Below are 12,378 nucleotides of genomic sequence, written 5' to 3' on the forward strand. Positions count from 1 at the left end.
GGGCCGGCACGGTCGCGGGCGCGGCGGCCAGGGCGGTGAGCGCGCAGCGGCCCAGCCATGGGTGCAGGACGGGGGGCCGGTCGGCTTCGCCCCAGCCGATCTCCCGGATGAGGGAGGGGCGGTGGAAGAAGGTGCTGACCCACAGGTTGCGGCGCAGCAGTTCCAGGCTGCGCGGCAGGTCCGCTATCTCGGGCGGCACGCGGGGGTCGTCGGCGGTGCGCACGTCCGCGAGGTAGGCGGCGGCGAGGACGACGGCCGGCACGCCGGTCCACTGTCGGCCGGGCGCGGTGAGGCCCTCGGGGAGACTGCTCTCCAGGGCCCGCGACCACAGGGGTCTTCCGCCCGCGTCGACGGCGGCGGGCAGGGGTCTGTCCCGTTCGGCCGCGTCCGCGTCCGGTGACGCGGAGGCGCGCTGGTCCCGCAGGGTGAGGGCGGCTCCCCAGAGGCCGCCGGTGAGGGCGTGCGCCACGGACGCGGGGACGGGCCCGGCCAGGGAGCCCCCGCTGTCGGCGACGTCCGCGACGCGGTCCTCGGACATCGGGTCGAGCCAGACCGGATACCAGTAGTGGGCCGCCGAGAGCGGGTCCGGGCCGCCGCCCGGCTCGTCCTGCCGGGTCCACACCCCGCGGGTGGCGCGGGACAGCAGGGGGATGCGGCGCTGCGGGCTCTCCGGCAGCGGGGTGGTGCGCCAGGGCTCGCACCAGCGGGTGGTCCACTCCGGCTGCCACTGGTCGCAGGCGGCGAGGACGACGAGGGGGTCCGCGGCGCCGAACGGTCCCGGCGCGTGCTGCTCGTTGCGGATCCGGGCCGCGACGAGGGCGGTGAGGAAGCGGCGGCCGGCCGGCGTCTGGGCCCCGTCCACGAACAGCACCCAGGCGTGGTCGTGCCGGCCGCGGGCGGGTTCGGACGCCGGGATCTCGCAGGAGCAGGCCGAGCGCAGGGCCGGGTGCCGCTCCGCCTGGTCCTTGGCGTCGGCGAGGAAGGCAGCCAGCAGTGGTGCCACCGCCGAGGAGCGGGAGGCGGAGCTGAGCCGGATCAGGGCGTCGACATGGCCCGCGTCCTCCGCCTCGGGGATGCCGACGTGCCAGCGCAGCGCGTCGCGCAGGCCCCAGCGTGCGGTGCTCTGCAGCAGCGATCCGATCACGGGCCGGGCCCCGTCCCGTACGGCGCCGGCCACCTCACGGGGGCCTTGGACGAGCGGACTGAGCGCTCCGGTGACGACCACGTCCATCGTGGCGTCCACGGCGTCCTCCAGGCGGGAGGCGAAGCGGCCGCGGCGGGTGTTGCGCGTGTAGTGCCGGATCAGGTCGCGGATCTGGTCCGTGGCGCGGGCCCGGTCGGGTTCCAGTACCTCGTTGAGCGCGAGCAGGCCGAGGGCGAAGCGGTGGAACACCGGGCTGCGGCGCAGCGTGTCCCAGCCGCGCATCATCTGGAACGCGACCAGGGCCGCCGCGGACACCGGGTCGAGCGGGGTCTCGTCGAAGTCGAGGTGGGCGTGGACCACCGTCGATCCGCAGCCCTGGGAGAGGGAGCGCAGCACGCTGGACTTGCCGGACTGACGGGGCCCGAGCAGGGCCATCACGGGCTGCCGCTGGTGCGGATGACGCCAGATCATGTGCCGCAGGAACGCGTCCGTCCCCTCCGCATGGCCGAGCTCCGCCGTTGCGCTCATCATGCCCCGCCCCCCGACTATCGATACGCGCACACCGACGACACGGAAGGTAACACCGGGAGGACGGGGAGCGACGGCGATACCGCGGATCCGTTGCACTGCCGGGGCAGTCCTGTTGCGGATCTTCGGCCGATATCCTGCAGGCGCGCTGCCCGGGCAGGATCCGGGCGGCGGAAGGAAACGTGACACACGCGATGTTCCGGGCCGCCGCGCGCGGCCGGAGAGGGAGCCCCCGATGGACGTGCAGCACTTCGAGCGGATCACCGCCTTCATCGAGGCGCGGCTCACCCCGCTGTTCGACGAGGCGACCGGCAGCGAGCGCGGCTTCGCGATGGACGACACCTCGCGCGCGCTGCGGGCGCTGCGCAACGCGGTACTGGAGGCCTCGGCGGTCAAGGGGCTGCTGGAGAAGCGGGCCACGGCCGACGCGGCCCTGGGCCGCGTCATCGACCAGTCGGTGGAGCACCACTGGGACGTGCTGCGCGGTATCGCCCGGCAGTGGGAGGACCACGCCGGATTCCGATCGGAGTTCAAGCGCCACGCGTGGGAGCTGGAGGCGGCGCCGGCCGCCCTCGCCTCCGGGGCCTGAGCCCTCCGGGGAGGCCTGAGCCCTCGGGGAGGCGGCGCCCGCGCACACCGGGGTGACAATGGGGGTGTGGTCCGGCCTCCGAGGGGCAGGAGACGACGATGAACGGCTCGGTCCCCATCGGGCGGGTGGTCGGAGTACCCCTGCGCATGCACTGGAGCGTTCCGCTGCTGGTGGTGCTGTTCGCGTACGGGCTCGGCCGTCAGACCCTGCCCGCCTGGACGCCGGGGCGCTCCCACACCGTGTACACCGTCGCCGCGGCCGTCGGCGCCCTCCTGCTCCTGGGCAGTCTGCTGCTGCACGAGACCGCGCACGCGGCGACCGCCCGCAGGAAGAACATCTCCGTGGAGGACGTGACCCTGTGGGCGCTGGGCGGCATGACCCGGATGGGGCGGCCGCAGAACGCCGGGGTGGCGTTCGCGGTGGCCGTCAGCGGGCCAATCGCCAGCCTCGCCGTCGGGGGCGTCGCGCTCGGCGCGGGCTTCGGGCTGCACACGCTGACCGGCTGGGCCGTGCCCGCGGCCGTCCTGGTGTGGCTGGGCTGGACGAACGTGTTCCTTGGCGTGTTCAACCTGCTGCCGGCCGCGCCCCTCGACGGCGGGCGGGTGCTGCAGGCTCTGCTGTGGTGGCGCACCGGCGACCGCGAGCGGGCGGAACGGGCGGCCTCGCGCAGCGGGCAGGTCTTCGGCGTGCTGCTGGCCGGCTTCGGCTGGGTCTCCTTCCTGCGCGGCTCCCCCGGCGGGCTGTGGCTGGTCCTCGTGGGCCTGTTCATGGCGGTCGTCGCGGGCGCCGAGCGGCGCACCTCGGAGCTGCGCGCGGCCCTGGAGGGCGTGCGGGTGGCCGATGCCATGTCAGCGCCGGTGGTCACCGGGGCCGACTGGCTCGCCGTGCCGCGGTTCATCGACGAGGTGGCCCTGGACGCACGGCACTCGGTGCTGCCCGTACTCGACTTCGACGGCCGTCCGAGCGGGATCGTGCACATGGCCCGACTGGCCGCCGTCCCGGCCGCGCAGCGGGAGGAGCTGCGGGTCCGCGACGTGGCGACCCCGCGGGAGCGGTGCACGGTGGCCGCTCCGGGTGATCTGCTGACGGCCACGCTGGACGCCCTGCGGCCGGGGGCCGGGCTGCCGATCCTGGTGCTGGACGGGGATCGGCTCGTCGGCATCGTGACCGCGGCGGACATCTCCCGCATGCTGCGCCGGCACGCGCTGGGCGGGGGCCGGGAAGCGGGCTGAGCCGGAACGCCGAGCCGGGACGGGCCGGGACGGGCAGGTCGCCGCCGGCCCGCCTTCGCCACGCGCCCGGCTACTCGCCGATGCGCAGGAGGGCGAGGGTGATGTTGTCGGGGCCGCCCGCCTCGATCGCGGCCCGCCACAGCTCGTAGGCAGCCTTGCCGTCGTCGTGCACCCGCAGCAGCTCGCCGAGCTCCTCCTCCGGCACGGCGTCGGTCAGCCCGTCGGAGCACACGAGGTAGCGGTCCCCCGGCGCGACGGGCCGCGTCGCGACGTGCGGTGTGATGCCGGTGCTGTGGCGGGCGCCGCCGATGGCCTGCGTGAGCAGCGAGGTCGTACGCTGCCCGGGCGCCAAGGGCGGGTTGTCGTCCACGCTCACCTGGAGCAGCTCCTCCTGTGTCGCGTCGAGGACCCGGCTGTCGCCGACGTTGAAGGAGATCAGCGACTCGCCGAGGACGACGGCCCCGGCGACCGTCGTTCCCATGGTGGCCAGCCCCGGATCGCTGTCCGCGGCCGCGTACACCGCCTGGTCGCACATGGCCAGCGCCTCTCGGACGGCGCCCTCGCCGACCAGGGCGGGCCCGAGCGCCGCGAGTTGGCGTACGACCAGGGCGCTGGCCACCTCACCGGCCGGCTGCCCGCCGATCCCGTCGGCGACCGCGACGACGAGGGGCTCGCCGAGGGGGAAGACGAACGTCTGCGGGTTGCGGGTGACGGTGGCGCACAGTGTCCAGGGTCCGACCACGAGGCTGTCCTCGTTGTGGTCCCGTATCAGCCCGGAATGGCTCAGCGCGCTCACGGCTATGTACGGCATCGCACCACCATTGTCACGCCGCGGACCCGCGGCCGCCCCGGCACGCGTACCGACGGGCCGCCCGGCCGGGGCCGGACGGCCGGCTACGGACGGCGCCGGGGCTTGCCGCTCCCCTTGGCTCCCTTGGCCCCCTTGGCCCCCTTGGCGCTGCCGGTGGCCTTCCCGGTTCCCCTGCCGCCCTTGGCACCGCCCGCGCCGGCGGACCCGCCGCGCGGGTTCTTCCCCGCCGCCTGCCTGCCCGCTGCGGTACCGCGGCCGCCGCCCTTCGCCTCTGAGCGGCCCCGCTGCTTCGGCTGCGCCGCGGCCGGCTGCGGGCCGCGGGTGCTGTTGACCGTGCGGCCGCGGACGATCCCGATGAAGTGCTCGACCAGGTCGGTGGTCTCGTCCTCCGGCCACGAGAGCGCGACCCGGGACGCGGGGGCGTCGGTGACCGGCCGGTAGGTCAGGTCCTTGCGGTGGTGCAGGCGGGCCAGGGACTGCGGGACGACGAGGACGCCGATGCCGGCCGCGACCAGTTCGACGGCGTCGGCGGTCGACGCCGGGCGCTCGAACGCGGGACGCCCGGGAAGGGCCTCCCAGCCGAGGGTGTCGTCGAGGGGGTGCAGCACGATCTCGTCGGCCAGGTCGTCGAGGGTGACCTCGTCGGCGGCGGCCACGAGGTGGTCCTTGGGGACGACGACCACGGTGGTCTCGGTGTAGAGGGGGATCGCGGACAGGGCCGTGCGGTCCATGGGCAGCCGCACCAGGCCCGCATCGGCGCCACGGTCACGCAGGGTGTCCGGGGCCTCGCCTGCGGACACCTGGAGGAGGGTCAGCGGAACGTCGGGCAGGCGCTCGTTCCAGATCCGTACCCACTTGCCGGGGGTCACTCCGGGGACGTACGCGAGCCGGAAAGAGGGAGAGAGCGGGGGGCGTGCTTCCGAGCCTGTCACCCGGCCAGGTTACCGGGCGTGGTCAGGAGTAGCGCACACGCTCGATATTCTTGTCGTCATGACGTCGCACAAGAACACCCAGACCATGAAGCCCGCCACCGCGGCGAAGAAGCTGGGTGTGTACCTCGAAGCCACCCCCGCGGAGTTCCGGGAGGGTGTCGTTTCCCGCAGCGAGCTGAACGCGCTGCAGGCCGACCCGCCGGAGTGGCTGCGGGAGCTGCGACGCAACGGCCCGCACCCGCGTCCGGTGGTCGCGGCCCGGCTCGGCATCTCCATCGCCGGGCTCGCCCGCGGCGGGGTCACCGAGGCACTCACGACCGAGCAGATCGACGCGATCAAGCAGGAGAACCCGGAGTGGCTCCAGAAGGAGCGCTCCACGCAGGCCGACGTCCGCAAGGAGGCGGCCCGCATCAAGGAGCGGAACGCGGAGCGCGCGGCACGCCGGGAGCAGGAGCAGTCCGGGGCCTGACCCGTACGCCCACTCGCACCGCACCCACGCCGCTCACACCCCCCTCGCACCGCCCCGACACCGGGTGCGCCGGAGCAGGCCCGGCGCACCGGTGCACATCCCCCGCTCAACGGCCGTTCCGCTTCCTGTCCCCGGCGTGGCGCCGCCATGCCCCGGGCAGGCCTTCCGTGTGATCTCGCAACTTCTCGCACGGTTCCGCCGCCCTGCTGCGGCCGCACCCGTGTTCACAGCCGATTTCCGCTCGACAACCCAGTGGGTCGCCGGAAGGTCCTGGGCCTATCCCAACGGCGGCCCCATCAACCCCGGCGACAACAAACTCGACTACCTCACCCCCGACCCCGCCTACAGCCGCAGCGGCACCTTCCGCGCCACCCGCCGCCCGGACGGCAAATGGGACGCCGGCCTGCTCACCACCGAGGGCAGCAAGGAGGGCTTCCTGCTGCGCGCGGAGGACGTCCTCGAAGCGCGCGTCCGGCTCCCGGAGGAGATAGGCGCCTGGCCGGCGATCTGGACCTGGCGTGACGGCGGCCAGGAGGTCGACGTCTTCGAGTACCACCCCGACAACCCCGACCTGCTGGAGCTGTCCAACCACGTGTTGCGCGGCGGCTCGTACTACTACCGCAACCCGGCCGTGGAGCCGGGCGGATGGGTGGACCTCAAGGTGAGGTTCGGCGCCCGGTCGGTCGTCTGGTGGGTCAACGGCACCCGCGTGTACGCCGACCGCAGCGGCGTCGGCCGGCGCTGGCGGGCGTACATCATCGTGAACCTGTCGGTGTGCGCCGGCCGCTACCACCCCGCCCCCGAACGGGGGGTGACCGAGATGTCGTACCAAGTCTCGGACCTCCGCGTCTACCGCTCCTGACCGGCGTCCGCCGGTCCCGGCCCGTCGGCCGCGATCCCTGTGGCGGAGGGCACCACACCCGCCCCCTCGAGTGTGGCGCCCGCCGCCATGGGTGCGGGCCCGGGGCCGTTCCTACTCTTCAGGCATGACGAGCCAATCTCCTTCCCTGCGGGGACGCGTCGCGCTGGTGACGGGCGGCGGCAGCGGCATCGGCCGGGCCTGCTCCCTCGCCCTCGCACGGGCGGGGGCCGAGGTCCATGTCGCCGACGTCCGCGAGGAGTCCGCGAAGGCGGTGGCGGCCCTCGTCCGCGGGCGGGCGCACGTCGTCGACCTGGCCGACCCGTCCGCCGTCGGGGAACTTCCCGCAGCCGTGGACATCCTGGTCAACAGCGCCGGGCTGCAGCACGTGGCCCCGATCCCCGAGTTCCCGGTGGAGCGCTTCACCCTGATCCAGCAGGTGATGGTCACCGCACCGTTCCTGCTGCTGCGCCGGGTGCTGCCGCACATGTACGGGGCGGGCTGGGGCCGGGTGGTCAACATCTCCAGCGTCCACGGGCTGCGCGCCAGCGCGTACAAGTCCGCCTATGTCGCGGCCAAGCACGGCCTGGAGGGGCTGAGCAAGGTCACCGCGCTCGAGGGGGCCCCGTACGGGGTGACGAGCAACTGCATCAGCCCGGGCTACGTCCGCACCCCGCTGGTCGAGGAGCAGATCGGGCAGCAGGCGGCCGCCCACGGGATCAGTCCGGATGACGTACTGAACGACGTGCTGCTGACGCGGTCCGCCATCAGGCGCCTGATCGAGCCGGCAGAGGTGGCGTCGGCGGCCGTCTGGCTGTGCGGGCCGCACACCGCACACATCACGGGCACCTCCCTCCCCCTGGACGGCGGCTGGACGGCGACCTGACGGATGACCAGAGGTTTCGGAGCAGACGAGCGTTCACCTGCCGGGCGGAAGAAATTTCCTACCGACCAGTAGACACAAGGCATGATCTTGCCGATTCTGGCCGCGTACATGCCAAATCCGCCACACGAGGAGCGCCCCCACATGCGCAGCACCCGTATCCCCAGCCACACCCGCATCCGTACGCTCGGCACCGCGACCGCGACCGCAGCGGCCACCGCCGTCCTGCTGCTGGTCCCCGCCGGCACCTCCCAGGCGGCCCCGGCTGCCGCCCCGGGCGTCGCCCCGGCCGCGGCGACGGCGTCCGCGCCCGGCGGCAACGCAGCCATCCTGGGCATCGACTACGGCGCCTGGAAGCGTGACGTGGCCGCCGTGATGGCCACCGCCCGCCCGTACGTCGAGCAGCGCATCGCGCAGACGCCGGCCGGCGAGAAGACCGCCATCGTCCTCGACATCGACAACTCCTCGCTGGAAACGGACTTCCACTGGTTCTGGGAATGCCCGACCCCGGCGATCTCCGAGGTCCGCGACCTGACCCGGTACGCCGACGAGCGCGGCGTCGCCGTCTTCTTCGTCACCGCCCGCCCCGGAATCATCGGCTCCCTCACGGAGCACAACCTCCGGTCGGTCGGCTACCCGGTCTCGGGGCTGTACGTGCGGGACCTGCCCGACCTGTTCAACGAGGTCAGCGCGTACAAGACGGCCAAGCGCGCCGAGATCGAGGCCCGCGGCTACAAGATCATCGCCAATATCGGCAACAAGCAGAGCGACCTCGTCGGCGGGCACGCCGAGCGCACCTTCAAGCTGCCGGACTACGACGGCAAGCTCTCCTGAACACCCCCGGCCCGGGCGTGCACCCGCCGGACGCACGCCCGGGCCGACCGCTCCCCCCTCAGCAGGGTCGTGATGCGGACCGACGCGATGCGGCCGGCGGCGTCGAAGTCGATCCCGGCGGCGGCGCCCCGGAGGTCCGCGCTGGTGCGGCGGCCCTCATCCGTTCCGGCCCTCCATGCGCCGAATCCACTGGTCGTGATCACGGCCGTGCCCCTGCGCCGCCGCGGTCCGGGGCGGGGCGGGGCGGAGTCAGCGCAGCAGCAGGGCGAGGTGCTCGGCGAAGTCGTGGGGCTGCTCGACCGCGGCCAGGTGCCCGCCGGGGAACTCGGCCGGCGCGCCCGCGCCCAGCAGTTCCGCCAGCCGGGCGGCCGGCCCGTACAGGGGCTCCAGGCCTCGCGAGTCCCGGCCGACCGCCAGGACGAGCTTGTCGGCGGCGCGGCGCAGGGCGGACACGTCCGGGGCGGACGAGGAGAACGGGCACAGCACGTGCTCCAGGAACGCCGGCGCGTTGGCGTGCATGCGCTCGGCCATCTCCTCCAGGTCCGGGGGCAGTTCGCCGCGGTGGCCGTCGTGGCCGGGGTCGTGGCTGCGGTCGTGGCCGTGGTCGCCGGATCCGCCCTCTGCGAGGCCTTCGCCGAAGCGTGCCATGGCCGGGCCGGGGCCCCGGGTCCGGGCTGTCTCGCGGACCTCGGCGAACAGCGCCCGGTGCGGGGCCGGGTCCGCCAGCAGCTCCAGCAGCGGCGGCTCGTGCGCGACGGCCCGGCGCACCCGGTCGGGGTGGCGGGCCAGCAGGTCGAGCGCGGTGATCGCGCCGGAGCTGCATCCCATGACGAACGCCTCGTCGTGCGGCGCGAGGTGGTCGAGCAGGCGGCGGGCGTCGTCGCTCCAGACCTGCACCTCCTGGTCGGCGAGCGGCCCGTCGAGCCGGCTGCGGGACATGCAGCGCTGGTCGTACGAGACCACGGTGTACCGGTCGGCGAGTGCCGCGGCCAGGGTCCGGTACATGCCCGCGTCCCCCGCGCCGCCGGGGATCAGCAGCAGGAGCGGGCCGCTGCCGCGGGTCTCGTAGTAGAGGGTGGCGCCGGGTACGGCGAGTGTCGCGGCCGTGGGCGCGGGTGTCGTCACGGGTTTCCCTGCTCCTCTTCTTCTGCTGCTTCTGCTGCTTCTGCGCCCTTCCGCGTCCCCGGCCTCCCGCCGCCCGCCGGCCAGGCCTCCAGCAGCCCGTGGAGCGCATCGAGCGAGCGCGCCCAGGACTCCCTCACCGGGCGGGCGTTGCCGAAGCCGCCGACGAGCTCCAGGTGGACGTAGCCGTGGAAGGTGCTGCGCAGCAGGCGGCCGGCGTCGGTGAGGTCCGGCTCCTGCAGCCCGTAGGCGCGCAGCATGCCGTACGTCAGCTCGACGCTGCGCCGGAAGCCGGCGGAGCCGGCGACCTCCTCCGGTGTGAGCTGCATCTGCGTGGCCGCGTACCGGCCGGGGCGGGCGAGCGCGTAGTCGCGGTAGGCGTCGGCGAAGGCGACGAGGGCGTCCCGGCCGGCCCGGCCGGCCACGGCCGCGGCGATGCGCTCGGTCATTTCGTCGGAGGCGAGGAGGGCGATCCGCACGCGCAGCTCCCGCAGGTTGCGCACGTGCGAATACAGGCTGGCGTCCTTGACCCCGAAGTGCCGCGCGAGCGCCGACACGGTGACCTTCTCCAGGCCGACCTCGTCGGCCATGGCCGCGGCTGCTTCCGTCAGTCGGACGACGGTGATCCCGGCACGGGCCATGCCCTGTTCACCCCACCCTTTCCTGTCCTGCTCCCCGGCCCCGCAGCGTTCCATTTCCTAGGGACTCTTATTTCCTAGGGACTCTAGCTTTTACCCTACCATGACAAGGAAGACGTTGATCAAGGCCTTCGGGTAACCGTCCCGGGGCGGCTAGACTTGCCGGGTTCTGACAACGACCACGTGGGATTCGGGCAGCGGGAGCCGTGATGGAGCAGCAGGAGCGTGCACGCCGCGGCGGCCGCGGGACCGGGGGTCCGGCCGACACCGAGGCCGGCTACGAGCAGTGGAAGGGGAAGGGCGTCGCGCTGCGCGCCTTCTTCTACATCGCCGGCACCCACCTCTTCGCCGGCTTCATCTGGCTGCTGTTCACCCTGGGCGAGCACGCCCAGAAGTGACCCCCGTCCCGGAGGACCGACAACGCAGGAATCCCCGGTCCCGGGCGCACGGGTGAACGCCCCCTCCCGGTCCCGCGCTACCGCGCCCCGGCGTCCGGCGCCGGCCGCAGCGGTGGCGCGGGCAGCGGGCGGCCCTCCAGGGCCAGCTCCGTCATCAGCAGCAGCGCGCCGGTCCAGCCGAGCGGTGCGACGGACGAGGGACGGCCGGATCCGTTGACGGTCTCCGGGAGTTCGCCCAGACCGTTGCGCTTGGACAGCAGCCAGTCCAGTACCCCCTGCGCCTTCCCGGTCTCGCCCAGGTGGGCCCAGGCCAGCGCGAAGAAGCTCGTGCTGGCGGTCCAGGCGTACGAACCCCAGCTGAACCCCGGGTCGTTGCCGGGCGAGAGCCCGCCGTTCGGCAGCAGCAGCGCCGCGCGGGTGGAGTCCAGCGCGGCCCGCACGTCGGCGGGGGCCTCGTTGACCGGCGGCGCCATGAAGGCGGCGGCGCTGTCGCGGCCGTGCTTCCCGTCGGCGGTGCGCGGGTAGCCGAGCGGGGCGAAGGAGGCGGCGATGCCGTCCGACAGCCGCCGGGCGGCGAGGGCCCAGCGGCCCGCGTCCCGGCCCTGCCCGAGCCGGTCGGCGAGGTCCGCGGCGGCGTTGAGGCCGGCCAGCAGCGGGGCGGCGGTGCCGATGTTCGGGGTGTCCGTGCCCAGCTCCCAGTAGTCCGGCGAGGCGGGCGGCAGGCCGTCGGCGCCGAGGCAGGAGGCGGCGTGGTCGGCGGCCTTGCGCACCATCGGGTACAGCAGGCGCAGCCGCTCGTCCCGGTCCGCGGCCGGCGCCGCCCGGTACCACTGCCATGCGGCCCAGGGGACCCAGCCGTTGCCGTCGAGCTGCCAGGCCCGGGTGTCCGGCGGGCCGCTGCCGTCCAGTTCGGTGCGGGCCTCCCAGGTCCCGTCGGCGCGCTGGGTCCCGGCGTCGTACCGCAGGATCCGGTAGGCCTCCTCGTCGTGCCCGGTGGCGGCGAACGCAACCGCCGCGAAGGCCCCGTCCCGCGGCCAGGAGTACTCCCACGGCGGTGACCAGGCCGCGGCGAACGCCCCGTTGGGCTGGAGCAGGGCCCGCATGGACAGCAGCGCGCGCTGTGCCGCGGCCCGCCGGTCCGCGGTGGTGCCGGGGATCCGGCCGGCGGCGAGCCAGGCGCGGCTCTCGGCGATCTGCGCCCGGGCGCCGGGATCGTCTGCCGGAACCACGGCGGACGTCCGGGCCCCGGCGGGCAGGTACCGGCGGCGGCCGGACGGGAGGGTCAGGACGTTGCTGCCGTCGACGTACGCCGCGCCGACCGCGAAGGAGGGCAGGACGGCCTCGGTGGCGGTGCCGTTGGACAGCAGTCCGGCGGTGCGGGCGGCGAGCGCCGAGGTGGGCACGTAGCAGGGCTCCGTCTCGCCGCAGCGCTCGGTGTCTGGCGGGTTCACCCGGAAGGCCAGCCGGGAGGAGGTCGAGGCGTGCCAGCCGCCCCAGTGCGCCTTGTCGTAGTTCCAGCTGGTCAGCGAGTCGGGGACGGTGGTGGTCGTGCCGTACCAGGCGATGGTCTTGTTCTCGGTGGTGATGGCCTGGAGGTGCAGGTGGTAGGTCGCGCCGGGGGTGACGTCGGCGCCGATGGGGAACTCCAGCCAGCCGGCGCCTGCCCCGCCGAGGGACTCCAGGCTGACGGACCGGGAGGCGACGACGGACGCGGCGTCGGCCTTGTCGCGTCGGATCTGCGCGGTCACCCTGCCGGTGGCGGCCGTGCTGCCGAGGTAGACGGCCACGCGGGAGACGCGGGTACCGGAGACGGTGAACTCCTGTGCCGCCGCATTGTCGGCGGCCTTCACGCTGAACAGGGCGGTCCCGTGCAGGGGCTGGCTGTCGTACGGCCCGGCGGGCGCGCGTACGGGCACGGGCGCAGGTACGGGTGGGGACG

Annotated in this window: 13 protein-coding genes; 7 read left to right on the forward strand and 6 right to left on the reverse strand. The window is 74.2% G+C overall.

Annotated elements, in window-relative coordinates; genetic code table 11:
* Positions 1 to 1,675 (reverse strand): hypothetical protein (locus HYE82_RS26755; protein WP_179176725.1); only part of this gene is annotated, 1,675 nt, incomplete at its 3' end.
* A gap of 232 nt (positions 1,676 to 1,907) precedes the next feature.
* Here HYE82_RS26755 and HYE82_RS26760 point away from each other — a divergent pair.
* Together HYE82_RS26760 and HYE82_RS26765 are read left to right on the forward strand one after the other, a co-directional pair.
* Complete coding sequence (locus tag HYE82_RS26760) at positions 1,908 to 2,261, forward strand: hypothetical protein (protein WP_179176726.1); 354 nt, start codon at positions 1,908 to 1,910, stop codon at positions 2,259 to 2,261.
* A 98-nt stretch (positions 2,262 to 2,359) separates the two neighbouring features.
* Positions 2,360 to 3,493, forward strand: coding sequence for a site-2 protease family protein (locus HYE82_RS26765; RefSeq protein ID WP_179176727.1), 1,134 nt, complete (start codon positions 2,360 to 2,362; stop codon positions 3,491 to 3,493).
* Between the two features lie 70 nt (positions 3,494 to 3,563).
* Here HYE82_RS26765 and HYE82_RS26770 read toward each other — a convergent pair whose 3' ends face one another.
* Together HYE82_RS26770 and HYE82_RS26775 are read right to left on the reverse strand one after the other, a co-directional pair.
* Positions 3,564 to 4,304, reverse strand: coding sequence for a PP2C family serine/threonine-protein phosphatase (locus HYE82_RS26770; RefSeq protein WP_179176728.1), 741 nt, complete (start codon positions 4,302 to 4,304; stop codon positions 3,564 to 3,566).
* Positions 4,305 to 4,387: 83 nt separating this feature from the next.
* Positions 4,388 to 5,236 (reverse strand): LysR family substrate-binding domain-containing protein, encoded by an 849-nt coding sequence (locus HYE82_RS26775; protein WP_179176729.1) that lies wholly within the window; start codon positions 5,234 to 5,236, stop codon positions 4,388 to 4,390.
* A gap of 58 nt (positions 5,237 to 5,294) precedes the next feature.
* Here HYE82_RS26775 and HYE82_RS26780 point away from each other — a divergent pair, with 58 nt between their 5' ends.
* The 4 genes from HYE82_RS26780 to HYE82_RS26795 all read left to right on the forward strand — a co-directional run bounded on the left by HYE82_RS26780 (position 5,295) and on the right by HYE82_RS26795 (position 8,281).
* Positions 5,295 to 5,705 (forward strand): DUF5997 family protein, encoded by a 411-nt coding sequence (locus tag HYE82_RS26780; RefSeq protein ID WP_179176730.1) that lies wholly within the window; start codon positions 5,295 to 5,297, stop codon positions 5,703 to 5,705.
* Between the two features lie 220 nt (positions 5,706 to 5,925).
* Positions 5,926 to 6,567 carry a beta-glucanase gene (locus tag HYE82_RS26785; RefSeq protein WP_309144457.1) on the forward strand — a complete coding sequence of 214 codons (642 nt, stop codon included), beginning with the start codon at positions 5,926 to 5,928 and terminating at the stop codon, positions 6,565 to 6,567.
* A 124-nt stretch (positions 6,568 to 6,691) separates the two neighbouring features.
* On the forward strand, positions 6,692 to 7,450 hold the full coding sequence (locus HYE82_RS26790; RefSeq protein ID WP_179176731.1) for a 3-hydroxybutyrate dehydrogenase: 759 nt from the start codon (positions 6,692 to 6,694) through the stop codon (positions 7,448 to 7,450).
* 141 nt (positions 7,451 to 7,591) lie between these two features.
* Complete coding sequence (locus tag HYE82_RS26795) at positions 7,592 to 8,281, forward strand: HAD family acid phosphatase (protein WP_179176732.1); 690 nt, start codon at positions 7,592 to 7,594, stop codon at positions 8,279 to 8,281.
* 249 nt (positions 8,282 to 8,530) lie between these two features.
* Here the strand turns inward: HYE82_RS26795 and HYE82_RS26800 are convergent, their stop codons facing one another.
* Positions 8,531 to 9,406: an alpha/beta fold hydrolase gene (locus tag HYE82_RS26800; protein WP_179176733.1), complete on the reverse strand. Its 876-nt coding sequence runs from the start codon at positions 9,404 to 9,406 to the stop codon at positions 8,531 to 8,533.
* Positions 9,403 to 10,044: a TetR/AcrR family transcriptional regulator gene (locus HYE82_RS26805; protein ID WP_179176734.1), complete on the reverse strand. Its 642-nt coding sequence runs from the start codon at positions 10,042 to 10,044 to the stop codon at positions 9,403 to 9,405. The genes HYE82_RS26800 and HYE82_RS26805 overlap by 4 nt, the downstream gene beginning before the upstream one ends.
* Before the next feature lie 206 nt (positions 10,045 to 10,250).
* Between HYE82_RS26805 and HYE82_RS26810 the strand changes: the two genes are divergently transcribed.
* Positions 10,251 to 10,439, forward strand: a complete 189-nt coding sequence (locus HYE82_RS26810) for a DUF6126 family protein (RefSeq protein ID WP_179176724.1) — start codon at positions 10,251 to 10,253, stop codon at positions 10,437 to 10,439.
* A gap of 77 nt (positions 10,440 to 10,516) precedes the next feature.
* On the opposite strand, the gene HYE82_RS26815 is transcribed toward HYE82_RS26810, so the two are convergent.
* A partial coding sequence (locus HYE82_RS26815) for a hypothetical protein (protein ID WP_218783098.1) occupies positions 10,517 to 12,378 on the reverse strand: 1,862 nt, incomplete at its 5' end.

The sequence above is a fragment of the Streptomyces sp. BR123 genome, assembly GCF_013401435.1.
Taxonomy (GTDB): Bacteria; Actinomycetota; Actinomycetes; order Streptomycetales; family Streptomycetaceae; genus Streptomyces.